Origin of the sequence: Winogradskyella sp. (genome assembly GCF_045105575.1) — a bacterium.
Classification (GTDB): domain Bacteria; phylum Bacteroidota; class Bacteroidia; order Flavobacteriales; family Flavobacteriaceae; genus Winogradskyella.
In genome coordinates this window covers 1-25,639 of the sequence record NZ_JBGCDQ010000041.1, presented here as the reverse complement: position 1 = coordinate 25,639, position 25,639 = coordinate 1, and the positions used below count along the sequence as shown (strand labels likewise).

Sequence of the window (25,639 nt, the reverse complement as noted above, 5' to 3'; positions counted from 1 at the left end):
GGCTAAGGGTTTAATTTGGTTTTAGTCTACAAACTTATAACCAACACCTTTAACCGTTTTAAAGGATTTATCTCCTATTTTTTCACGTAGTTTTCTAATATGAACGTCTATAGTTCTGCCACCAACCACAACTTCATTGCCCCAAACTTTATCTAAAATTTCATCGCGTTTAAAGACTTTACCAGGTTTGGTTGCTAAAAGAGATAACAATTCAAACTCTTTTCTTGGCATCGTTATTTCTTCACCTTTAATCGTGATTTTATACTCTTCTTTATAAATAACCAAATCACCTATTTTCATAATAGTTTCGGCATTGGTTTCTGTATGCTTAAAACGTCTAAGTAAAGCTTTCACTTTACTAATTAACACTTTTGGCTTTATTGGTTTTGCAATATAATCGTCTGCACCAGCATCGAAACCAGCAACTTGAGAGTAATCTTCACCTCTTGCTGTTAAAAACGTAATCACGGTTTCGCTTAATTCTGGTAGTTCTCTAATACGCTCGCACGCCTCAATACCATCCATTTTTGGCATCATCACATCTAAGATAATTAAATGTGGTTTATGTTTTTGTGCCAATTCAACTGCTTCTAAACCATTTTCGCCCTTTATAACATCATAACCTTCTGCTGATAAGTTATAACCCACAATTTCTAAAATATCTGGTTCATCATCTACAAGCAGTATTTTAATGTCTTTCTTTTTCAATGGTATTGCGTTTTTAGTATCTGTAAATATAAAATATATCTCTATCAAATACCCTATAAATATTAAATTGATAACAATTCCCTAACATTAAAAATACTAAGTCGTTGAATCTAAGAAGCACCTGACAGTTACCATATTAACTTATTGTAAAAATGGGTAAGTAATCCTTATTTGAGTTCTTGAAAGTGAACATTTGTTGTTATATTTGTCATCTAACTTTTATAAAAAATCAATTATGAAGAAAATTTACTTTTTATTTTTATTATCTGTTTTCAGCTTGTTTTCTTTCTCACAAGTTATTATAACAGAAATTGCAGATCCTAACAACAATGCAGAAGCCAGGTTTATAGAATTACACAACCTTGGTGCCACTGCTGTTGATTTTACAGAAGGTAATGGTTGGCAAATTGACAAATACACTAATGCTAGTGCTGATGTATCTATATCTATTGATCTTACCGGAACAATTCCTGCTGGTGGTTTCTATATTATTGCTTATAACAATACAGATGGTACTTTTGCTACTGTTTACGGATTTGCACCAGATCAATTAGACGATGTAAACAATGGTGTAGCAGGCAGTAATGGAGATGACGATTTATTCCTAGTGGATGGCACAGATGCAATTGTTGACGCTTTTGGTGTTACAGGTGTTGATAATACTGGAAGTTGTGCAGAATACGAAGACGGTAGAGCAGAACGTTTAACCACAATAACTGCTGGAAGCGTTGCTTTTAATGAAGCTGAATGGAATATTTGGGCAGATTCAGATGTTACAGGTTGTACCTCTCATCAGAATGCACCAAGAACGGCTCCAGGAGATTACGATCCAGGTGCTTGGGGAACTGAAACATGTGGTTTGGCTTTAATTAATCCTTCAGCTGTATGTGATGCTATTACTATGGGTACTGATACTTACACTGCAACTGTTGATTTTACAGGTGGAGGGACTTCAACTTATACAGTGACGGCAGATTCTGGAACCGTGGATTTATCAGGTGGTAACCCAACTACCGATGAAACAGGAACAATCACAGTAACTGGTGTAACCGAAGGATCGGACGTTGTAATTAACGTTCAAGATGGAGCGATTTGCGATATCGATTCAACAATATTTGCTGCTGAATGCGTGCCTTCTCTTGATTTACCACTTTACGAAGGGTTTGATTATACGGTTGCTGAAAACTTAGGAGATCAACCTAATTGGTCAAATTCTAATAGTGGCGATGAAATAGTGATTGGTGGACCTGGTGGACTATCATACACTAATTTAGCCTCTTCTACACAAACAGGGAATCATATTGCTTTTGATGGTGCTGGTATAGATCCTTCAATAGAGTTCACTGCAGTTACAAGCGGAACTGTATATGCTTCATTTTTAATGAATATCACGGATAATACTGCTGCAACATCAGCTGGTTATTTCGCTATTTTAGGTGACTTTGATGTAAGATTATGGGTTGTACCTGGAGCAAATGCTGGAGAATATCAGCTTGGTGTTTCTAATGTAAATACAGCTCCAACTGCTGGTGCCTTAGATACAAATGTACTAACAACAGGTGCTACAGTATTAGTTGTATTAAGTTATGATGTCGCTACTGGAACTATGAATGCATGGATAAACCCAAGTGATTCTAGTTTTGGAGGTACTGCACCTGCTGCAAGTGCTACAGAGACAGCTGCGAATATTGCTCCTAGTGTAAATCAATTTTTAATAAGACAAGATTCTGAAACAGAAACTCCTTTTATTCTTTTTGATGAATTAAGAGTAGGTACATCTTATGCTGATGTTACACCGACAACCTTATCAAATGAGGAGTTTACAATGGCAGATTTAAGAGTTTACCCAAACCCAACAGATACAGGTGTTGTAAATATTACATCGTCTAAGGCTGGTACAATGATGGTACAAGTTTTTGATATCTTAGGAAAACAAGTAAAGAACGATACATTAACAACTAGCAATAGTCTAAATGTATCTAGCTTAAAGGCTGGTGTTTACATTATGAGAATTACCCAAAACAATACAACATCTACTAAGAAATTAGTAATTAAGTAAATCTCATTTTTATTCTATATAACAAGCGTCCTGATAATTATCGGGACGCTTTTTTATTTAAATCACTTCTTTACCTACTTTTGTAAAATGATATCTAAAAACGCCATTTTTAATATAAAATCTAATGCTGAATTCAATGCATTGGCTCTAGACGTTTTTAAATTTCAGTTTGAAAACAATATGGTCTATCGCTCGTTTTGCGACTTGCTATACAAACATCCTTCAGATATAAAAACGGTTTCTGAGATCCCTTTTTTACCCATTCAGTTTTTCAAATCTCGTGAAGTCTTAAGCTCTAGATTACCTATAAAAAAAACATTTACTAGCTCTGGCACTACAGGAGATACCACCAGCAAACATCTCATTACAGATTTAAAACTATACGAAGAAAGTTACCTTTCAGGCTTTAAGCACTTTTACGGCAACATTGAAGACTATGTCATTTTAGCCTTGTTACCCTCTTATTTAGAACGCGAAGGTTCGTCTTTAATCTACATGGTAGATGATTTAATTAAACAATCTAAACACCCAGAAAGTGGCTTTTATCTAAATAATCTCAACGACTTAGCAAACACGTTACAAACTCTTGAAGCTAAGAAACAAAAAACCTTACTCATTGGTGTGTCTTTTGCACTATTAGATTTAGTTGAGCAGTTTCAATTGCGCTTAAAACATACAACAATTATGGAAACTGGTGGTATGAAAGGCAGGCGAAAAGAACTCATAAGGCAAGAGCTTCACCAGATTTTAGAATCGGGATTTGGAGTGAACCACATCCATAGCGAATATGGAATGACTGAACTTTTGAGTCAGGCGTATTCTAAAGGAAATGGTGTTTTTGAATGTCCGCCTTGGATGAAAATCTTAACACGAGATACTGAAGATGCACTCATGCTTCAGCTACCAAACAAAACTGGAGGTATCAATGTGATTGATTTGGCTAATCTAAATTCGTGCGCATTCATTGCTACACAAGATTTAGGAAAAACCTTTGATAATGGCACATTTGAAATTATAGGACGCTTTGATAATTCTGATATTCGCGGCTGTAATTTAATGGCTTTGTAAGCTTAACGCTTATTTTTTAGGAATGATATAAAAAATACTTCAGCACTACGCTTTTCGTATTTTGATGTCGTACTCACGGCATTTGTTTAGACCAATTTGATGTTTATAGCAACTCAAAACCATACTTTGTTTTTAAATATTAAACATCTTGTAAGGAAAAGCATAACATTACGACTTAAGTATTGCTATGAAAAAGAAAGATTTTCATAAGTTGATTGATTGGTTGAGAGTGCTCGAAAGAAATTTTGGGCACTTTTTTTTATACAAAAAAAGACCTCAAAGGTTTTAAAAACCTTTGAAGTCTAATCATAACCGATTAAAGACACAAACTTAAACCACCTTTAAAATAAAGTTAGTCTTCTTTCCTCGGCTTAAAATGATATACTTATCATTTATTAAATCTTCAGAAGACAAAATATAGTCGTCTTTTACTTTTTCTTTATTAACGGCAATTGCATTTTCTTTCAAAGCACGTCTTGCATCTCCATTAGAACTTAGAAAGTTTGTTTTTGCAGCTAAAGCGCCAATCATATCTAGACCTTCGTTAAACTCGGATTTTGATATTTCTGCTTGCTTTACTCCTTCAAAAATATCTAAAAATGTTTTTTCATTTAAAGTGGTAATCTCTTCTTTAAACGATTTACTAAACAAAATTTTAGATGCTTTTACTGCATTTTCAAATTCGTCTTTAGAATGTACCATTGTGGTTATTTCTTCAGCTAAACGTTTTTGTAAAACTCTAAATCCAGGATCAGTGTTATGGGCTTCAATAATACTTTCAATCTCAGACTGGGTTAAAAACGTGAAAATTTTAATATATTTTTCGGCATCTTCATCACTAGAGTTTAACCAATATTGGTAAAACTTATAAGGTGATGTTCTGTTAGCATCTAGCCATACGTTTCCACCTTCAGATTTACCAAACTTAGAACCATCACTTTTTGTAATTAACGGACAAGTAATGGCATAACCTTTTCCACCTCCAACACGCCTTATCAGCTCAGTACCTGTAGTGATATTTCCCCATTGATCGCTTCCACCCATTTGGATGCTACAATTATTAGCTCTGTATAAATGTAAAAAATCATAGCCTTGCACCAATTGGTACGTGAATTCGGTAAAACTCATGCCATCATTAGTAGATTCGCTAGAAATTCTATTCTTTACAGAATCCTTAGCCATCATATAATTTACGGTAATATGCTTGCCTACATCTCTTATGAATTCAAGAAATGAAAAGTCTTTCATCCAATCATAGTTATTCACCAAAACTGCCGCATTATCTGCACTACTTTCAAAATCTAAAAAATGAGATAATTGCTTTTTTATCGCTTCTTGATTGTGACGTAATGTTTTTTCATCTAAGAGGTTACGCTCGCTTGATTTTCCGGAAGGATCACCAATCATACCTGTTGCTCCACCAACCAAAGCTACTGGTTTGTGTCCACAACGTTGGTAATGTGCTAACAACATAATAGGTACTAAATTTCCGATATGTAAAGAATCTGCCGTTGGATCAAAACCAACATAAGCCCTGCGCATGGCTTCACTTAAATGTTCTTCTACGCCAGGCATACTATCGTGCAACATGCCTCTCCATGTTAATTCTTCTACAAAATGCTTTCCCATTATATTTTTGTTCTAATTATATTCGTACAAAGATATGTTTCCGTCCGTAAAGACAAAAGACAAATCTAAAAAAGCGTAACTTTACCCTATGATTTTAGTAACAGGTGGTACAGGCTTAGTTGGTTCGCATTTGCTTTTTAAACTTACAGAAAGTCATACAGCTGTACGTGCCATTTACCGACGCGAAAAAACACTAGAACGCGTTAAACACGTCTTCTCCTATTTTAGCGATGATGCTGATACACTTTTTAATAAAATTGAATGGGTCGAAGCTGATATCACTAATATTCCTCAACTTCAACATGCCTTTAAAGATATTACCTCTGTATATCACTGTGCTGCATTTGTATCTTTTGAACCTGACAAATACAAACTTTTACGAAAAATAAATATTGAAGGGACGGCCAATATTGTTAATTTATGTTTAAGCCATAACGTAAAAAAATTGTGTTATGTGAGTTCTATTTCAGCTTTAGGACATTATGCAAATCCTGAAAAATTAATCACAGAAAAAACAGATTGGAATCCTGAAGATGATAATAGTGTTTATGCCATAACAAAATATGGAGCAGAACTTGAAGTTTGGCGTGGTACGCAAGAAGGCTTGGATGCCGTAATTGTAAACCCAGGTATTATTTTAGGTGCTGGTTATTGGCATGGAGCCAGTAGTGGTCATTTTTTTAAACGTATTTATAAGGGCACTAAGTATTATACAAAAGGTATGACTGGTTATGTAGATATTTGGGATGTGGTTCAAACAATGCTGCAACTGATGGCAAGTCCTATTAAAAATGAAAGTTTCATTTTAGTTTCAGAAAATTTAAGTTTTGAAACCTTTTTCACCGAAACTGCTAAATCTCTCAATGTAAAGCCTCCAAAAAAGGAAGCTAAACCTTGGTTGTTAGGTATGGCTTGGAGATTAGATTGGCTTAGTCACCTAATTTTAGGAAAACGTAGAAGCTTATCTAAACAAACTGCAACCTCCGCTATTAGTGTCACTGTTTATGATGCTTCAAAAATAAAAGATGCTTTAAATTTTCAGTTTAAACCTATTAAAACATCTATTAACGAAGTGAGTCAACTATTTTTAAAAGATCTTTAGCTATTCTATTTTTAGCACGTGTAGACTTCGGCTTGAATTCTTTAAAATCTAAACTATCTATTTTTAAGGCCAAACTATCGCTACTTTTCAAAGAATCTCTTAACTTTTCACGTTGTTCCCTAATGGAATCTTTTCGCTTTTGAATAGAATCTTCTTCTCTTTCCTTAATGACTTCAAACGCTTCCTTTTCTTTTTCTAATCTGGCTTTCACCTTATCCACAATCGCTTTATAAGTCTCGGTATCGAAGGCATAATAAGTATTGCTATTTGCAAATTGTGCGCTATCAATATTGTATTTTTCTAAGATGTACTTTTCTGGATTAAGACCGTTTTTTTCTAGTAATTTTCTATTAACACCTTTGGCTCCGTTAATGAGGTACAAATCATACAACAGATCTGACATTTGGTTTTTTGATATTAGGTTATCTGGTTTCTTACGATTGTTTGAACCATTACAGGCAAAAACAAAAACACCTAATAGTATGATGATACCAATATGTTTTAACATGTTATCTATTAAAAGTTAATCGTTCGCCTGCTTTAACATCCAAAACCTTAAAATTGTTGTAAGCTAAACGTCCATTTACAAAGGTATGTGTAATTCTACTTTTAAATGTGTTGCCCTCAAAAGGAGACCAACTACATTTGTAGAGAATATTACTTTTATTAACTGTCCAAGGATTTTGAGGATCTATAATAACCAAATCTGCAAAATACCCTTCTTTTATATAACCTCGTTTTTCTACATCAAATAATATCGCAGGATTATGACAAGCCTTCTCCACAATTTTTTCGACTGAAATTTCACCTTGATGATGTGCTTCCATAAGAGCCACAAGGGCATGTTGCACTAAGGGTCCACCAGATGGTGCGCTGATGTAAGGGTTATTTTTTTCTTCTAAAGTATGTGGTGCGTGGTCTGTTGCAATCACGTCAATTCTGTCATCCAGCAAAGCTTTCCAAAGTTGATCTCTGTCGCTAGCGGTTTTTACGGCAGGATTCCATTTAATATGACTTCCTTTTTTGGCGTAATCTTGATCCGTAAACCATAAATGATGAATACACACCTCAGCCGTTATTTTTTTATCTTTTAGTGGTATTTTATTTGAAAACAAATTGGTTTCCTTTCCTGTTGATAGATGAAAGACATGTAATCGTGCTCCTGTTTTCTTTGCCAATTCAATTGCTTTTGAAGATGATAAGTAACAAGCTTCTTCACTTCGAATAATCGGATGAAGCTCCATAGGAATGTCATCACCATACTCAGCGGTATACTTTGCGAGGTTTTTTCTAATAGTAGCTTCATCTTCACAATGTACAGAAATTACCATATCAGTACTCGAAAATATTTTTTCTAATACTTTTGGGTCATCCACTAACATGTTTCCTGTAGACGACCCTAAAAATATTTTTAAACCTGCTACGGTCTTAGAGTCTACCTTTAAAATTTCATCTAAATTATCGTTAGTACCACCAAACATAAACGAATAATTAGCGTGAGAAGACTTTGCTGCAATGGCAAACTTTTCTTCTAACTTTTCTACAGTTGTCGTTTGCGGCACTGTATTAGGCATTTCAATAAATGACGTAATACCACCAGCTAAGGCTGCTCTCGATTCTGTTTCTATATTGGCTTTATGCGTTAATCCTGGTTCTCTAAAATGTACCTGATCGTCAATCATACCTGGCAATACATAATTGCCTTCAACATCAATTAAAACCATATCAGCCGACTTAACACTGATGGATGTGTCTATTTGTTTAATGATATTGTCTTCGATAAGAATATCACCTTCAATGATCTTTCCTTCGTTGACGATTCTTGCGTTTTTTATGAGGGTACTTCGTTTCATGATTTCTAATTAGAAAATAAACTTTTTAACTTTAAACTGATGACACCAAAAATAGCTTCAGAAATAATACTGCTGCTCATTTTGGATTTTCCTTTGGTTCTATCTTTAAATATAACTGGTATTTCTACAATTTTAAAATTTTTTTTATGGGCTTTAAATTTCATTTCAATTTGAAACGCATAACCTATAAACTTTATTTTATTTAAATCAATGGCTTCTAAAACCGCCCTTTTATAACAGACAAAGCCAGCAGTAGAATCTTTAACTGTCATCCGTGTTATCAATCTTACGTAACGCGAGGCACCATAAGATAATAAGATCCGTGACATTGGCCAATTGACTACTGTAATGCCTTTTACGTAACGCGAACCCACTGAAATATCGGCTCCATCTATGGCACAGGCATCGTACAATCGTTGCAAATCATCTGGATTATGCGAAAAATCAGCATCCATTTCAAAAACATACTGGTATGCTTTTTCTAAAGACCACTGAAAACCAGCAATGTACGCGGAACCTAGACCGCTTTTTTGTTTCCGCTCTAGCAAAAATAATTGATCTTTAAATTCTAATTGAAGTTCTTTTACTTTGTCACCTGTATGGTCAGGCGAATTATCATCTACAATTAGGATGTGAAATGCCTTTTCTTGAGAAAATACAGCTCTCACGATTGATTCTATATTTTCAATCTCGTTATAGGTTGGGATGATGACAATAGCGTCAGACATGAAATCACTTTTAAATACACTACTGCGCAGTGCTTAGAATTTTAACAAAAATAAAGTTTTTAATGGATTATAGGCTCGAATTAACTTTTTTGATAAATAAGAAAAAGAGAGATAAGACCACTACGCTTTTAACGCTTAGAAGTTGGGCTTATTCTCATAATCTAACTCACCTATGTCACACACCATTGTAAAACGTTTGGCAACTTATCTTAAAATTATGTTCAGATTTATATTTAAAATCTGGGATATTGACTCTGAAAAATTGTATTTCTAATATATTTAGAGTCTGGTTGTAAATAAGCCGTTTTTATAATTTGATGTCATTTTTAGACAATTTTTACGAAGTGAAGCTTTAACGTTATGAAGTGACCTCTTAAAATCATATGTTTAGAAATAAAGAAAACAGGCGAAAAAAGAAACAAATTAAATAGTGCTATGTTTACGTGGAGCGACGGATTGGTAAATCATTTTAAAATTCATTTGGGATTACCTCACTTTTCTTTATAATTTAGCCAAATGCGGAATTACGTTACACACGAGTGGTTTACCATTTTTACAATCATAGGCTTATTTGCTATTGTGGTTGCAAAATATTTAAATACACTTCGGTTTAATGACTTTATGTATGTTATTGGGAATTCTAAATATCTAAAAATTTATAGTAAGGATCAAAAATTTATAGATCAATTTGATAGTTTTCTCTTTATAAACCTCAGCGTATCGTTCAGTATCTTTATATATTTCACCTATTCCACCTTTGTATCTCCACTAGGTTTTGAATTGGTAACATTCTTAAAATTATTATTTGCTGTTTCAACCATTATAATTATTAAAATTCTTTTAGAGCGGCTTATTGGTAGCCTTTTTGAAATGGATAGCGTCATTGATTTTTATTTATTTCAAAAAACAACCTTCAAAAACTTTTCTGGTCTTATATTTTTAGCCACAAATTTGTTTCTACTTTATACAGATCGCTATACCAAAGGCCTCATTATTACTTGTATATCTGTGGTTTGTCTCATTAATCTCATTGGGTTTTTAACCTCTTTCAAAACCTATCAAAAATTAATTAATCCCAATTTTTTCTATTTTTTGTTGTATCTTTGCGCTCTCGAAATTGGGCCTTATGTACTTTTGTATAAGGTTATTAGGGAATATAACGCTTAAAACACAAGGTTTCCGTATGAAAGTGAAAACAATTTTAGTATCACAGCCAGAGCCTAAAATAGAGAACTCTCCTTACTTTGATTTACAAGAAAAGCAAAAGGTTAAGGTAGACTTTAGACCCTTTATACATGTTGAAGGTGTATCATCAAAAGATGTAAGACAACAAAAAGTTGATCTTAGTCAATATACAGCTATCATTCTTACAAGTAGAAATTCAGTCGATCACTTCTTTAGAGTTGCAGACGAAATGCGCTTTAAAGTGCCCGATTCGTTAAAGTACTTTTGCCAGTCCGAAGCTGTTGCTTATTATTTACAGAAATATGTGGTGTACAGAAAGCGCAAAATATATGTAGGTAAACGTACTTTTGAAGATTTAATCCCTTTAATAAAAAAATATAAAGACGAAGCTTTTTTATTACCGACTACGGATAAAGTAAAACCTGTAATACCAGAAATATTAAATGATTTAGGTGTACGTTGGAAACAAGCTACATTTTATAAAACCGTCATTAGTGACTTATCTGATTTATCTAATGTTACCTATGATATTTTAGTATTTTTTAGTCCTTCTGGAATCGATTCCTTATTTCATAATTTTCCTGATTTTCAGCAAAACGAAACACGTATTGCTGTATTTGGAAACACCACTGTAAAAGCCGTTGAAGAAAAAGGATTACGTGTAGATATCTCTGCACCAACACCTGAAACACCATCTATGAGTATGGCTTTACAGAAATATATAGATGCTATTAATAAAGGAAAGTAACTAAAGATTCATACTTGAAAACATAAAAAAAAGCGATTCTAAATTTAGAATCGCTTTTTTAGTTTTAAACCTTAGTACTAAAAGGCATAACGTTGTGGTCCGCCACGTCTAATTTCTTCAGACGCATACGACTCAAATTTCTTAAAGTTGTGTCTAAACGAATTCGATAATTTAAAAGCCATTTTATAATACGCTTCGTCATTATTCCATGTTGTTCTTGGGCTCAACACTTCGGTTGGTACACCAGGACAAGATCTTGGTTGTGCCACACCAAATACGGAATGGATGTGATAATCTTCATATGTATAATCACCTAAATCACCATTTAAAGCTGCGTTAATCATAGCACGTGTGTATTTTAATTTCATACGTGTACCGACTCCGTAAGGACCGCCTGTCCAACCTGTATTTACCAACCAAACGTTCACTCCAGCTTCGAGCATTTTTTTGCTTAACATATCGGCATATTTTGTAGGATGTAAAGGCATAAAAGGCGCACCAAAACAAGCCGAAAAACTTGGTACTGGCTCTACAACACCTGCTTCTGTACCTGCAACTTTCGCTGTGTAACCAGAAATAAAATGGTATGCTGCCTGACTTGGTGTTAACTTAGATATTGGAGGTAATACTCCAAACGCGTCAGCCGTTAAGAAAAATATATTTTTTGGGTTGCTACCTGCAGATGGCTCTCTAATATTATCGATATGATATATAGGGTAACTTACTCTTGTATTCTGAGTTATAGACGTATCGGCAAAATCAACATTGCCTTGGTCGTCCATAATCACATTTTCAAGAATCGCTCCTTTTTTAATCGCAGCAAAAATCTCTGGTTCTTGCTCTTGCGACAAATTAATTACTTTAGCGTAGCAACCGCCTTCAAAATTAAATACGGTGTTTTCTTTCGTCCAACCATGTTCGTCGTCACCAATTAAACTTCTATTAGGATCTGTAGATAAGGTTGTTTTTCCTGTGCCAGATAAACCAAAGAAAATTGAGGTATCTCCTTCTTTACCCACATTAGCACTACAATGCATTGGTAAGGTGTTTTTAAATACAGGAAGAATAAAATTTAGAGCAGAAAAGATCCCTTTTTTAATTTCACCTGTATAACCAGTACCACCTATTAAGGCAATCTTACGTGTAAAATCTAATATTGCAAAGTTATGCTGACGTGTGCCATCTACTTCTGGATCTGCCATAAAACCTGGAGCGTTTACAACTGTCCACTCAGGCGAAAAACCGTTTAGCTCAGCTTCCGTAGGACGTAAAAACATGTTGTACGCAAACATGTTACTCCAAGGATATTCGTTAATAACTCTAATATTTAATTTATAATCTTCGTCTGCACATGCATAACTATCACGCACATACAATTCTTTTTCAGACAAATAGGCAACGACTTTATCATATAATTTCTGAAATTTATCACTCTCAAACGGAATGTTAATATTTCCCCACCAAACTTTATCTTCTGTGATGTCGTCTTTCACAATAAATCTGTCCATAGGAGAACGTCCTGTAAACTCACCAGTATTGACTGCTAAAGCTCCCGAAGCGGAATCTACTCCTTGGTTTTTAGCGATGGTTTCAGCATGAAGTTCATCTGAAGAAAGTTGGTAATTGATTTTTGCATTTTTAATTCCATAGTGATCCAACGAAATCGTTTTCGTTGATTGAGAATGGTTTGCCATAATATATATAGTATTTAGTGCTGCAAAACTAAAATATTATTTTTAAAACGCATAGGAGATTAACATTAATCGACCTTACTTCTTATTATGCCGATTAACATCACCATCCAAGCCATAATTAATAGCAATCCACCAATGGGTGTAACTAAAGCAATCGTCTTAAAATCAAAGCTTGACAGCGTATTTGTTGCCAAACCAAATATAGAACCTGAAAAGAAAAGGACTCCCAAAAGAACCAAGTAGAAGATTATTTTTTTAGATTTTAAACTCACAAAAGACGTGCTACCGAGTATTAAAAGAAAAAAAGCATGATAGAGCTGGTAACGCACACCTGTTTCAAAAGATTTAATAGCATCTGCATCCACCAACTTCTCTAAACCATGTGCTGCAAAAGCTCCTAAAATAATGCCTAAAATGCCTAAAATAGTTCCGGTAATTAATAGTGTTTTGTTCATAATTAAAAATGGCTTTTCGGTTTTTAATGCCTATTCTATTTACTACTTTCGTGAAGTACAAAATTAGTTATATAAACCCATTATGCGAAACATTTTAATTATTGGTGCAGGTAAATCTTCATCATACCTTATAAAATATTTACTAGATAAATCTCAGTCTGAAGAGCTTCATATCACCATTGGAGATCTCAATGTAGACAATGCGAAAAAACTGGTGGATCATCATCCAAGTACTGACGTTATTCATTTAGATGTCTTTGATGAACACTCGCGCGTTGACGCTGTTAAAAAAGCAGATATCGTCATTTCTATGCTACCTGCACGTTTTCATATTGAAGTTGCTAAAGATTGTATTACTTACAAAAAACATATGGTTACAGCATCTTATGTAAGTCCAGAAATGCAAGCCCTAGATAAAGACGTTAAAGCTAATAACCTCATTTTTATGAATGAAATTGGTGTAGATCCTGGCTTAGATCATATGAGTGCGATGCAAGTTATTAATCGTATTAGAGCGAAAGGTGGTAAATTAATTTTGTTTGAATCCTTTACTGGAGGCCTTGTAGCTCCAGAAAGCGATAACAATTTGTGGAACTATAAATTTACATGGAACCCAAGAAACGTTGTGGTGGCAGGACAAGGTGGAGCTGCTAAATTTTTGCAAGAAAATCAATTTAAGTACATTCCGTATAACCGCTTATTTAGACGTACCGAATTTTTAGATGTTGAAGGTTTTGGTCGTTTTGAAGCTTATGCCAATCGCGATTCATTAAAATACCAAGATGTTTACAGTTTAGACCATGTTAAAACCTTGTATCGCGGTACGATGCGACGTGTCGGATTCAGTAGAGCTTGGAATGTTTTTGTACAATTAGGTATGACAGATGATAGCTACACCATTGACGATAGCATTAACATGAGTTATCGCGATTTTGTAAATTCGTTTTTACCTTATAGTCCAACCGATTCTGTTGAACTTAAATTTAGGCATGCCCTAAAAATTGACCAAGATGATATTGTTTGGGATAAGTTTTTAGAACTTGATATTTTTAATCCTAAAAAAATGGTGGAGTTAGATAAAGCCACGCCTGCCCAAATTCTTCAAAAGATTTTAATGGATAGCTGGACGCTTAGTCCAAAGGATAAAGACATGCTGGTAATGTATCATAAATTTGGATACGAACTTCATGGCGAAAAATATCAGATTGATGCTACCATGGTGACCCTTGGAAAAGATCAAACCTACACTGCCATGGCAAAAACCGTTGGATTACCAGTGGCAATAGCCACCTTAGCCATACTTAACGGCAAAATAAAAACACCAGGAGTGCAAATACCAATTACAGAAGAAGTTTATACGCCTATATTAAAAGAATTAGAAGCTTACGATATTGTATTTAAAGAATATGACGTGCCTTATCTTGGTTATAATCCTTTGAATATTTAATTAAAAAAACTTAAAGACCGCTGTGCTGTTAGAATTAAGACAATTAATTGTTTCAATTTGAAATCATTTTCTTATTTTAGACTTTCAAATTTAAAGTGAACATAAGATGAAGATCAACGATAATGGTATTTACATTGACGGTATTGATAAAAAAATACTGCGTGCTTTAATGGCAGATGCCAGAACTCCAATTCTTGAAATTGCGCGTAATGTGGGTATTTCGGGAGCTGCCATTCATCAGCGTTTAAAGAAATTGGAAAAATCTGGATTATTAGCAGGTTCTAAATTTATTATTAATCCGAAGGCATTAGGTTATACCACTATGGCTTTTGTTGGAGTTTATTTAGATAAAGCGATTAGTAATCCGGAAGCGGTAAGACAATTACAGAAAATTCCTGAAGTGATAGAATGTCATTACACCACAGGCAACTGGTCCATCTTTATTAAAATTTTATCTAAAGACAATGAGCATTTGATGCATGTGCTTAATTCTGAAATACAAAGTATCAAAGGTGTTTCTAGGACAGAGACTTTTATTTCTTTACAGGAACAAATTAATCGGCAGATTAAAATATAAGTTTTTAAGTAAATAATAGCACTCGTTGCAAACGAGCGCTAACTCTTAATATATTTAGTAGCTGGCGCTCGTCTGCGACGAGTGCTAAACCAAATAATAAATATTATGGCGCAGGATTAGGAATCTCAGCATGCACAGCATTTATAGCTTTTATAACATCCTCGGATAAAGAGATATTTGCACTGTCAATATTTTCTTCTAATTGCGCAATATTAGTCGCTCCAATAATATTACTGGTCATAAAAGGTCTATCCGTTACAAATGCTAAAGCCATTTGTGCTAAAGACATATTATTTTCCTCAGCAATTTTTAAATAACGTTTCGTAGCTTCGGTAGCTTTCTCACTGCTATATCTTGCAAATCTTGGAAACACCTTTAATCTTGCATTGTCTGCGGCTGTTCCTTTTATGTATTTACCAGATAGTACACCAAATGCCATAGGTGAATAGGCCAATAAGCCAATATTTTCACGATGTGCAATTTCTGCCATATCGCCTTCAAAAACACGATTTAATAAAGAGTAAGCATTTTGTATGGTAATGGCTCTTGGTAAATTATGCTGCTTAGATTCTTCTAAATAACGCATCGTTCCCCAAGCTTTTTCGTTAGAAATTCCAATTTGTCGCACTTTTCCAGATTTTACAATGGTATCTAAATTATGTAGTACTTCATTAAAATTATCTTCCCATTGGTCGTTTTGATTTGGCGTATAATCTCTTACACCAAAGGTATTAGTAGTTCGTTCTGGCCAATGCAATTGATATAAATCTATATAATCGGTTTGTAAGCGTTTTAAACTATTATCAACAGCTTCGTTAAGTGCGTCTTTACTAAAACCTGTAGTTCTAATATGTGCTGTATAATCACCAGGACCTGCAATTTTTGTTGCTAAAACAACCTTATCTCTGTTTCCTGTTTTTGCAAACCAGTTACCAATAATACGCTCCGTTTCGGCATAAGTTTCTGCCGTTGCAGGAACTGGATATAATTCGGCTACATCAAAGAAATTTACACCTTTATCTAAAGCTAAATCCATTTGCGCAAAGCCTTCGTCCTGGGTGTTTTGGTTGCCCCAAGTCATGGTGCCAAGGCAAATTTTACTGACTTTTATATCTGTGTGTGGGAGTGTTGTGTATTTCATAGTACTTCCTGCAAAGGCAGGAATCTGTTTTTCGTTAGACTTAATTTTTAAGACTTCTCTACTTCGTTCGAAGTGACAATTTGATATTTACAAAAGTAAGGAGACCTCACAGGTTTTAAAAACCTGTGAGGTCTAAATGTTTGTTAATAAATTTTAAAGAAGCACGCGTTGCAAACGCGCGCTAACACTATTATAAAATATCTAGTGTCTAGTGTCTAAATATCATTCAAAAGTTTAGAAATCTCATCCAGCTTTGGCGTCAAGATCACTTCAATACGTCTGTTTTTTGCTTTACCTTCTGCTGTATCATTAGAGGCTATTGGTGCAAACTCTCCACGACCAGCCGCTGTTAAATTTTCAGGATTAATGATTTCATTTTCTCTAAGGATATTTACAATAGCAGTAGCACGTTTTGCAGATAAATCCCAGTTACCACTTAATTGCGCATTACCCTTATAAGGCACATTATCTGTATGGCCTTCAATTAAAACTGAAATTTCAGGGTTTTCAGCCAAGACACTTCCTAATTGTTGTACCGCTTGTTTACCTTGAGCACCAACATACCAGCTACCAGATTCAAACAATAATTTATTTTCCATAGAAATATAAACCTTACCATTGCGTTGCTCAACCGTTAAGCCTTTACCTTCAAAATTTGTTAAAGCTTTAGAAATGGCATCTTTTAACTGTCGCATCGCAGCCTCTTTTTCAGCAATCATATTTTCTAACTCTGCAACACGTTGTGAACGGCTTTCTAATTCTTGTTTCAAACTATTTAACCGACCATTTTCAGTTGCTAAAGCCTGTTCTTTGGCTTCAAGTTGTGCTAAAAGCTCTCTATTTTTCTGAGAATTCTTCGCAATAGATGCCGAACTATTTTCTTCTAACGCTTTGTACGATGCTTTTAAAGTTTCTAGATTTGATTTTGCAGCCGCAAAATCGGTTTGGTATTTATCAAGTGACCTTAATGCGTCATCATAACTAGTTTGCAACTTATCAAAATCGTTATTTAGCGTATTCTTTTCTTTTGATAAGGCTTCAACATCATCAGTTAATGTTCTGTTTTCCCTTTTTAAATTTGCATATTTATCTTCAAGATCCGTGTAAATTTTCTTAGACACACAAGATGTAAACAGTGTGAGTGTCAGTGCTAATATTAACAGTTTTTTTATCATTTTATGTTGTTTTTTGTTAAGTTATTTGCTGGATTTTCAATTTCAGATTTAGGTTCTAATTCAAAGTTTAACTTCGCCTCACTTCGACTTCGCTCAGCGACCAAAAAACTTTGCGTGAAAGAATCGGGTTAGATTTCAATTTCAGCTTCGAGTTCTTCTAGATTTATACCTACAAAGTTTTTGAAACCTTGCAGGATACAGACGAGTTCAATTTCAAATTCGAATCCATACTAAACATCCAATTCAACTAAAATCGGACAATGGTCACTATGAACCGCCTCCGTTAGTATAACGCTTCGTTTTATTTTTTCTTGTAATGGTGCACTTACCATAGCATAATCTAAACGCCAACCTTTGTTATTTGCTCTTGAATTTGCTCTATAGCTCCACCAAGAATATTCTTGACGCTCAGGATGTAAATACCTAAAGCTATCAATAAATCCGCTATCAATAAAATCTCCAAGCCACTCACGTTCTTCTGGTAAAAATCCTGAAACGCCTTTCATTTTTGGGTTGTGAATATCAATAGCTTCATGACAAATATTATAATCACCACAAACCACTAAATTCGGTTTTTCTTTCTGTAGGTTATTTAAATACTCACGGATTAAATCCATGTATTCAAACTTATGGGCTAAACGTGCATCATTGGTTCCTGATGGTAAATACATACTCATTACAGAAACGTTATCGTAATCCACTCTGATATTTCTGCCTTCAAAATCCATAGATTCAATACCAGTACCAAATTCTATATGGTTAGGTTTTGTTTTAGACAAAATAGCCACTCCACTATAACCTTTTTTCTGCGCGCTAAACCAATAATTATACTCATAACCAGCTTCGGTAAACAAGTCTAAATCGAGTTGCTCTTCCATAGCTTTAATTTCTTGCAAGCAAACCACATCTGGATCTGTGGCACTTAACCATTCTATAAAGCCTTTATTTACAGCTGCTCTAATGCCATTTACATTATATGATACTATTTTCATATGCATATCTCACAAAAGTGAGACCCTCATTTTAGTTAAACAATCCATTAACTGCTAAATTAAATAATACGCTACTTTTACAGCATTATTTTAAGCATCATTTAACGAACTTGATCCAAATTTTTATTTTACCAACAAAACAGAAATCAATACCCATTAAACCATAAAATATTCTGCGCTTAAAACAGTTATAACTTAACATGAAGTTTACTTTACTTTTTCTATTACTACTGTCTTGCTTTTTGGGCTATTCCCAAGAACAAGATCGTAATTACAGACAGAAAAAAGTAGCTGTAAAAGATTCTATACTTATTGATTCGGTGAGTATTAATCCATCGCGATTTGTAGTAAAAACCAAAGCCCTTAAGATTTTAGACTCGACGCTTTACACCGTTGATTTTGCCAAAGCCATTTTACGTTTTAAACAACCGCTAGAAATGGATACCATCACCATTTCATACTTGCGTTATCCTAAATTTTTAACCCAAGTCTATAAACAATTAGATGATGCGGTTATTGTAGACCGCTCTTCTAAATTTCAACAACTTTATACGCTTCAAAATGACTCTAAAAAAACAAATTTTACTCCCTTTGATGGCTTAACGACTTCAGGAAGTATTTCGAGAGGAGTCACCATTGGTAACAACCAAAACTCAGTTTTAAATAGTGAACTCGATTTACAGATTTCTGGAAAATTGAGCGACAAAGTATCCTTAAGAGCTTCTATACAAGATGCTAATATTCCCTTACAAGAAAGTGGTTATTCGCAACGTTTAGATGAGTTTGATCAAGTTTTTATTGAGTTATTTAGCGACGATTGGAATATACGCGCAGGAGATATTGACTTAGACAATACTCAAAGTTATTTTGCCAGTTTCTCAAAGCGTGTACAGGGCTTATTGGTTAATGCTAATTTGAATGAAAAAACCTCCGTATTTGCTTCGGGAGCTTTAGTACGTGGCCAATTTACCACCACACAATTTACAGCGCAAGAAGGGAATCAAGGGCCTTATAAATTGCGTGGTCCTAATAACGAATTATTTGTACTTATCGTCTCAGGAAGCGAAATTGTGTACGTCAATGGATTACCCTTAGAACGTGGCGAAAACAAGGATTATATTATTGATTATAATGCAGGTGAAATTATTTTCAACTCCACATTTCCCATCACTTCAGAAATGCGAATTACGGTCGATTACCAATTTAGTGAACGTAATTATTCTCGATTCACCGTTTTTGGCGGAGCCAATTACAGCACTGAAACCTTGAGCTTAAATGTCTCTATATTTTCTGAAAGTGATGCAAAAAATCAACCCTTACAACAAAACTTATCTACCGAACAAACGCAAGTTTTAGCAGCTGCTGGTGATGACAGAACTTTAATGACCGCTGCTTCCGCATCTGCAACCGAGTTTTCTGAAAACCGAATTTTATATCGAAAAGAACTAACAGGAACAGAAGAAATTTTTGTGTTCTCTACTAATCCTGAAGACGAATTATTCAATGTGCGCTTCACCTTAGTTGGTAACAATCAAGGGAATTACATTTTAAGTAATGCCAATGCTATCAGTAATATTTACGAATATGTGGCACCTATTTCTGGCATTCCTCAAGGGAATTACGAACCTATTATTCAATTAATTGCACCAGAACGTTTGCAGATTGCAGTAATTAATGGGAAGTTTACACCTTCTGAAAAAACAAACATCTTCTTTGAAGTGGCTGGTAGTAAAAAGGATAATAATTTATTTTCGGATTTAGATGATGGTAATAATGACGGTTTTGCAGGAAAACTGACGTGGAAACAAAAGGTCATTCAAACCGATAGCCTTTGGAATTTATCTGCATTGGTTGATGCTGATTTTATTCAAAAAGATTTTAGAACGATTCAGCGTTTGTACCGAGCAGAATTTAATAGAGATTGGAATTTGGACGAGGCAGAAAGCGACCAAGGCAATTTTAATTTTGGCAACCAACTCTTATTGACCTCAGGCTTGCGTTTATCGCATTCTAAAAAAGGCGTTGCGACTTATAATTTTGAACATTTAAATTATGCTGAAAACTTCAACGGAAATCGTCATAATGTCTCTGCCAATTTAAACTTAGGTGATTTCAGAATCTTTTCAAATTCTAGTTTTTTAAATAATGAAAGTACCATTAACAACTCCACCTTTTTGCGATCTTTCAATCGTATGGTTTATGGTAAAAAGAAAAAATGGGCAGGTGTGAAATTTGGCACAGAAGACAATGAACAACGTATTATTGCAACGGATTCCTTAACACCACTGAGTCAAAAATTTAGAGCTTACGAAGCTTTTGTAGGTATTGGAGATAGCACCAAAGTATTTGCAGAAGTTGGTTATATAAAACGTTTTAATGACAGTTTAAGAGCTAACAGTATTGCGCGTGTTAACACGTCTGATACGTATTATTTAAAATCGCGATTGATTCAAAATGCCAATACCAACCTTCAACTATTTGTAAATTATAGAGATTTAAAATCGGAAGACACTACTGTTGAAGATGAACAAAGCATCAACAGCCGTCTTAATTTTAATCAAAAATTATTCAATAACATTATTATTTGGAATACCAGTTTTGAAACCAATTCCGGTACCTTACCACAACAAGATTTTACTTATGTAGAAGTTGAAGCTGGCCAAGGAGCTTACACATGGATTGATTATAACGAAAATAGTATCCAAGAATTAAATGAATTTGAAATTGCCCAATTTGCAGATCAAGGCAGTTTTATTAGAGTACTGCTACCCAACCAAATTTTTATACGTACGCATCAAAATAGATTGAGCCAGACCGTTACTTTAAATTTTCAACAATGGAGTAAATCTAAAAATAAAACCGAAAAATTCTTCTCTCATTTTTACAATCAAACGTCTTATTTGATTGATAGGAAAATACGACGTGAAGGCAATAATTTTAACCTCAACCCTTTTCAAGCAGATGAAGCCAATGAATTGGCATTAAATAATTCCGTTCGTAATGTGTTGTTCTATAACCGAGGAAAACAACGCTACACCTCTTCTTACACCTTTTTAACAAATACGAGTCGGAGTTTGTTATCTATAGGCTTTCAAGAAAATCGATTATCGAGTCATCAACTCAATTTTAACCATAAGTTTGCTACCAATTGGCTGGCAAATGTCTCTAACAGTTTTGGCAATGAAGAAAGTATTAGTGAAAACTTTGCCAATAGAAATTTTAATATTGAAGACATCCGATTTCAGCCCAAACTCAGCTACTTATTTAGTGAGAATGCACAATTTGATGTGTTTTACCAATACACCTCCAAAGACAATACTATTGGTGATTTAGAATCCTTAGCCCAAAATAATTATGGTTTTTCCTTTACCTATAACAATGCTCAGAAAATTGCTTTAACAGGTGAGTTTAATTACTTTCAAAATGATTTTACTGGTAATGCGAATTCACCAGTAGGCTTTCAAATACTAGAAGGTTTACAACCTGGAAAGAACTTTACGTGGAGCTTATTAGCGCAAAAGAAACTCACCAAATACTTAGATTTAAACTTGAATTACTTTGGTCGAAAAACGGAGACCTCTCAAACTATTCATACAGGAACGGTTCAGTTAAAGGCTTATTTTTAGAAACAAAAAACGCTCAAATCAAAGACATGAGCGTTTGTATTATTAGATGGCTGCTTTCGCAGGAATTTGTTACATCTTTTGAAGCCAATGTTTTACACCTACCTCAGCTTTAATAATATCTTTTAAGTCTTCAATCTTAACCCGTTTTTGATCCATAGTATCTCTATGACGAATGGTTACCGTATTATCTTCTAAAGTATCATGATCTACTGTTATACAGAATGGAGTTCCGGCAGCATCTTGTCGTCTGTAACGTCTCCCAACCGTGTCTTTTTCTTCGTAAGCCACATTAAAATCCCACTTTAAATCGTCAACAATTTGTTTCGCAATTTCTGGCAAACCATCTTTTGCTAATAATGGAAAAATTGCAGCTTTTACAGGTGCTAAAACTGCTGGTAATTTTAAAACGGTTCGTGTTTTTCCATCGCCAAGATCTTCTTCTTCTAAGGAATTAGAAAATACCGCTAAAAACATACGGTCTAAACCGATAGAAGTTTCAAGGACATAAGGAGTATAGCTTTCGTTATCTTCATGATCGAAATACTGTAATTTTTTTCCTGAAAACGCTTCATGTTGTTTTAAATCGAAATCGGTACGTGAGTGAATCCCTTCCAATTCTTTAAACCCGAATGGAAATTTAAACTCTATATCTGTAGCCGCATCTGCGTAATGTGCTAATTTTTCGTGATCGTGAAAACGGTAATTGTCTTCGCCTAATCCGAGCGATAAATGCCATTTCATTCGTGATGCTTTCCAATGCTCAAACCATTCTTTTTGGGTGCCTGGTTTAATAAAAAATTGCATTTCCATTTGTTCAAACTCACGCATTCTAAAAATAAACTGTCTTGCTACAATTTCATTTCTAAACGCTTTACCTGTTTGCGCAATTCCGAAAGGAATCTTTAAGCGTCCTGTTTTTTGCACATTTAAGAAATTGACAAAAATACCTTGCGCAGTTTCTGGTCTTAAATACAAATCCATTGCCGATTCTGCCGAAGCGCCAAGCTTTGTACCAAACATGAGGTTAAATTGCTTAACGTCTGTCCAGTTTCTGCTTCCTGCAACAGGACAAGCAATTTCCAACTCTTCAATCAAAGCCTTCACATCTGCTAAATCTTCTTTCTCTAAAGATTGTCCTAAACGCTTTAAAATAGTATCGATTTTTTCTTGGTAACCAACCACACGTCCATTCGTTGCCAAAAACTCTTCTTTATTAAAAGCCTCGCCAAAACGTTTTTCGGCTTTTTTAACTTCCTTTTCAATTTTAGCTTCAATCTTTAAACAATAGTCTTCTACTAAAACATCCGCTCGGTAACGCTTTTTAGAATCCTTATTATCAATTAACGGATCGCTAAAGGCATCAACGTGTCCAGAAGCCTTCCAAGTTGTGGGATGCATAAATATTGCAGCATCAATACCTACAATATTTTCATTCATCTGTACCATGGCTTTCCACCAATAGTCTCGTATGTTTTTCTTTAATTCTGCTCCATTCTGCGCATAATCATATACTGCGCTAAGTCCATCGTAGATTTCACTACTCTGAAACACGTAACCATACTCCTTTGCATGAGAGATTACTTTTTTAAATTGATCGTCGTTTGCCATGCTACAAAAATAGAAAACCGCTCTGATTAACAGAGCGGTTTTTAAAAAATTATATCTTTAATTTTATGTTTTACTATATGAGTTCAATACTTGTACTACTTAGCTTCTTATTTCCGTGAAATACATTGATAAAATAGTAGCCTTTTTCAAACGGCTTATCGTCTTCATCGGCAACTATCGCTGTACAAATTTCTAGGTTTCTATTGTTATAATCTACAACTTCCTTATTACTATAAATTAAAGAAGTATCACCAAATGTCACTTCACCTTGATCTGAAACTACATTACCTCCAGGACTCACAATTTGAATATAAATATCTTTTTTTCCTTTTGATGCTAGTGGATTTTCGTTTAACGTGATACAAACATCTATGGCATTGACACGTTTGGCACGATCGGTAAAACGTTTATTTCCTGATTTTAGTCTATAAGATGTTGCACTAATATTGCTCGCTTTTAAGACTGCTGCATTATCAATGGATTTATTTAACGAATCATTGACGTGTTCTAAATCATTGATTGTATTGGTATTTTCCTTTATAGTATTCAGCGCATAACGCTTGTCTTTCTGCAATTGTTTGTTTGCAGAATTTAAAGAGTCTATAGTACTGAGAAGCACTTTATTCTTAGACTTTAAAACTACAAGTTGCTCTTTGAACCTAGTAATTATAGACAAATCACTATTTAATAATCTTAAAGAATCTAGGGCATTCCTAGTTTCTAGTTTCGCGTCTTTTAATTGCGAAGCCATAAGACTATAATCTTGGCTTAAATCGTCGTAACTTGATAAAAGGTCTGATAGTTCACTTTCTATCAACACTTTTTCTTGTTTTAGAAATCCTTCGTAAGATTCAATGGACTTGTACTTAGTGTAGCTATATATTCCTAAAACCGTTAAAACAACCAACAAAGAACTTATAATTAATCTATAGTTAAATAATTGAGGGTTAACTATCATTATTAATTTTCTTAATTTAATGCGAAATTAGAAGTAATGTCTGCTTAAATTTATTTTAATCGATGAAGTGATGAAAAACTTGTTAAACTTGTTCTTTCCTAAGGTTTGCGAAGCTTGTAATAATGCATTAACCGATAATGAGATGGTTTTATGCACTAGCTGCAGACATCATTTACCAGTAACTAACTTTCATTTTGAAGATACTGAAGCCGTAAAAAAAGTAGTTTACGGTAGGGTAAAACTTGAAAATGCCAGTGCATTATTACATTTTTCTAAAAAAGGAATTGTGCAGCAAATACTTCATAATTTAAAATATCGTGGCCATGAAGGTATCGGTGAATTCTTTGGTAAATGGTTTGGTGCAGAATTGGCTACTTTAGAAGTTTATCAGAAAATTGATGTGGTTATTCCTGTGCCTTTACACAAAACTAAATTACGAAAACGCGGCTACAATCAGGTAGCTAAATTTGCACAAGAAATTGCAAAAGCGCTGAATGCAGATTATAATGACACCGTTTTAATCAAAACAAAATCGTCTAAAACACAAGTTTTTAAAACCAGATTAACCCGTTGGAATGATGATGGAGCCTTATTCGCTATTGCTAACGAAACCGCTTTAGCAGGCAAACATATTCTGTTAGTCGATGATATTATTACCACAGGAGCTACGGTTGAAGCTTGCGCTTCTGTTTTGTTAAAAATTGATCATATTACGTTAAGTTTAGCGACTATGGCAATTGCTGATTGATTTTTGCGTTGTGGGTTTAGGTGTTAGGTGTTAGGTGTTAGGTGTTAGGTGTTAGGTGTTAGGTGTTAGGTGTTAGGTGTTAGGTGTTAGGTGTTAGGTGTTAGGTGTTAGGTGTTAAAAATTTTGAATTTTTTTTGA

The 25,639-nt window shown here is 34.4% G+C and carries 21 protein-coding genes; 9 read left to right on the top strand and 12 right to left on the bottom strand.

The window, feature by feature from the left end; genetic code table 11:
• Window positions 1–21: 21 nt before the first annotated feature.
• Window positions 22–708, bottom strand: coding sequence for a response regulator transcription factor (locus AB8B52_RS09965; protein WP_406027648.1), 687 nt, complete (start codon window positions 706–708; stop codon window positions 22–24).
• A gap of 235 nt (window positions 709–943) precedes the next feature.
• Between AB8B52_RS09965 and AB8B52_RS09960 the strand changes: the two genes are divergently transcribed.
• On the top strand, window positions 944–2,767 hold the full coding sequence (locus tag AB8B52_RS09960) for a T9SS type A sorting domain-containing protein (protein ID WP_406027646.1): 1,824 nt from the start codon (window positions 944–946) through the stop codon (window positions 2,765–2,767).
• A gap of 87 nt (window positions 2,768–2,854) precedes the next feature.
• Window positions 2,855–3,835: an acyl transferase gene (locus AB8B52_RS09955; protein WP_406027644.1), complete on the top strand. Its 981-nt coding sequence runs from the start codon at window positions 2,855–2,857 to the stop codon at window positions 3,833–3,835.
• 330 nt (window positions 3,836–4,165) lie between these two features.
• On the opposite strand, the gene tyrS is transcribed toward AB8B52_RS09955, so the two are convergent.
• A complete protein-coding gene (gene tyrS, locus AB8B52_RS09950; protein WP_406027643.1) occupies window positions 4,166–5,464 on the bottom strand; it encodes a tyrosine--tRNA ligase in 1,299 nt (432 codons plus the stop codon).
• Between the two features lie 88 nt (window positions 5,465–5,552).
• On the opposite strand from tyrS, the gene AB8B52_RS09945 reads away from it, so the two are divergent.
• Window positions 5,553–6,566 carry an NAD-dependent epimerase/dehydratase family protein gene (locus AB8B52_RS09945; protein ID WP_406027641.1) on the top strand — a complete coding sequence of 338 codons (1,014 nt, stop codon included), beginning with the start codon at window positions 5,553–5,555 and terminating at the stop codon, window positions 6,564–6,566.
• Here AB8B52_RS09945 and AB8B52_RS09940 read toward each other — a convergent pair.
• The 3 genes from AB8B52_RS09940 to AB8B52_RS09930 are packed head-to-tail and all read right to left on the bottom strand — an operon-like array spanning window position 6,529 to window position 9,147.
• A complete protein-coding gene (locus tag AB8B52_RS09940) occupies window positions 6,529–7,074 on the bottom strand; it encodes a DUF4296 domain-containing protein (RefSeq protein WP_406027639.1) in 546 nt (181 codons plus the stop codon). The genes AB8B52_RS09945 and AB8B52_RS09940 overlap by 38 nt on opposite strands.
• Window position 7,075: 1 nt before the next feature.
• The gene (locus AB8B52_RS09935; RefSeq protein WP_406027637.1) at window positions 7,076–8,419 is read right to left on the bottom strand and encodes a dihydroorotase; all 1,344 of its coding nucleotides are present in this window, start codon (window positions 8,417–8,419) and stop codon (window positions 7,076–7,078) included.
• Between the two features lie 5 nt (window positions 8,420–8,424).
• The gene (locus AB8B52_RS09930) at window positions 8,425–9,147 is read right to left on the bottom strand and encodes a polyprenol monophosphomannose synthase (RefSeq protein WP_406027635.1); all 723 of its coding nucleotides are present in this window, start codon (window positions 9,145–9,147) and stop codon (window positions 8,425–8,427) included.
• Window positions 9,148–9,663: 516 nt separating this feature from the next.
• Between AB8B52_RS09930 and AB8B52_RS09925 the strand changes: the two genes are divergently transcribed.
• Window positions 9,664–10,314, top strand: coding sequence for a DUF4271 domain-containing protein (locus tag AB8B52_RS09925; RefSeq protein WP_406027633.1), 651 nt, complete (start codon window positions 9,664–9,666; stop codon window positions 10,312–10,314).
• 16 nt (window positions 10,315–10,330) lie between these two features.
• Window positions 10,331–11,080, top strand: a complete 750-nt coding sequence (locus tag AB8B52_RS09920; protein ID WP_406027631.1) for a uroporphyrinogen-III synthase — start codon at window positions 10,331–10,333, stop codon at window positions 11,078–11,080.
• Window positions 11,081–11,157: 77 nt separating this feature from the next.
• Here AB8B52_RS09920 and pckA read toward each other — a convergent pair whose 3' ends face one another.
• On the bottom strand, window positions 11,158–12,774 hold the full coding sequence (pckA, locus tag AB8B52_RS09915) for a phosphoenolpyruvate carboxykinase (ATP) (RefSeq protein ID WP_406027629.1): 1,617 nt from the start codon (window positions 12,772–12,774) through the stop codon (window positions 11,158–11,160).
• 65 nt (window positions 12,775–12,839) lie between these two features.
• Entirely contained in the window at window positions 12,840–13,229 is a 390-nt protein-coding gene (locus tag AB8B52_RS09910; protein WP_406027627.1) for a DUF423 domain-containing protein, read from the bottom strand.
• 82 nt (window positions 13,230–13,311) lie between these two features.
• Between AB8B52_RS09910 and AB8B52_RS09905 the strand changes: the two genes are divergently transcribed.
• Entirely contained in the window at window positions 13,312–14,676 is a 1,365-nt protein-coding gene (locus AB8B52_RS09905; protein ID WP_406027625.1) for a saccharopine dehydrogenase family protein, read from the top strand.
• Between the two features lie 106 nt (window positions 14,677–14,782).
• On the top strand, window positions 14,783–15,253 hold the full coding sequence (locus AB8B52_RS09900) for an Lrp/AsnC ligand binding domain-containing protein (RefSeq protein ID WP_406027623.1): 471 nt from the start codon (window positions 14,783–14,785) through the stop codon (window positions 15,251–15,253).
• A gap of 103 nt (window positions 15,254–15,356) precedes the next feature.
• Here the strand turns inward: AB8B52_RS09900 and AB8B52_RS09895 are convergent, their stop codons facing one another.
• From AB8B52_RS09895 to AB8B52_RS09885, 3 genes are all read right to left on the bottom strand, one after another.
• Window positions 15,357–16,394, bottom strand: coding sequence for an aldo/keto reductase (locus AB8B52_RS09895; protein WP_406027621.1), 1,038 nt, complete (start codon window positions 16,392–16,394; stop codon window positions 15,357–15,359).
• A 215-nt stretch (window positions 16,395–16,609) separates the two neighbouring features.
• Window positions 16,610–17,569, bottom strand: coding sequence for an OmpA family protein (locus AB8B52_RS09890; RefSeq protein WP_406027619.1), 960 nt, complete (start codon window positions 17,567–17,569; stop codon window positions 16,610–16,612).
• A 230-nt stretch (window positions 17,570–17,799) separates the two neighbouring features.
• Window positions 17,800–18,561 carry an exodeoxyribonuclease III gene (locus AB8B52_RS09885; protein ID WP_406027617.1) on the bottom strand — a complete coding sequence of 254 codons (762 nt, stop codon included), beginning with the start codon at window positions 18,559–18,561 and terminating at the stop codon, window positions 17,800–17,802.
• Window positions 18,562–18,761: 200 nt separating this feature from the next.
• Between AB8B52_RS09885 and AB8B52_RS09880 the strand changes: the two genes are divergently transcribed.
• The gene (locus AB8B52_RS09880; RefSeq protein ID WP_406027615.1) at window positions 18,762–22,187 is read left to right on the top strand and encodes a hypothetical protein; all 3,426 of its coding nucleotides are present in this window, start codon (window positions 18,762–18,764) and stop codon (window positions 22,185–22,187) included.
• A 69-nt stretch (window positions 22,188–22,256) separates the two neighbouring features.
• On the opposite strand, the gene AB8B52_RS09875 is transcribed toward AB8B52_RS09880, so the two are convergent.
• Window positions 22,257–23,795, bottom strand: a complete 1,539-nt coding sequence (locus AB8B52_RS09875) for a glycine--tRNA ligase (RefSeq protein WP_406027613.1) — start codon at window positions 23,793–23,795, stop codon at window positions 22,257–22,259.
• A 73-nt stretch (window positions 23,796–23,868) separates the two neighbouring features.
• Complete coding sequence (locus AB8B52_RS09870; protein WP_406027611.1) at window positions 23,869–24,753, bottom strand: hypothetical protein; 885 nt, start codon at window positions 24,751–24,753, stop codon at window positions 23,869–23,871.
• Between the two features lie 70 nt (window positions 24,754–24,823).
• On the opposite strand from AB8B52_RS09870, the gene AB8B52_RS09865 reads away from it, so the two are divergent.
• Window positions 24,824–25,501, top strand: a complete 678-nt coding sequence (locus AB8B52_RS09865) for a ComF family protein (protein WP_406027609.1) — start codon at window positions 24,824–24,826, stop codon at window positions 25,499–25,501.
• Window positions 25,502–25,639 lie beyond the last annotated feature (138 nt).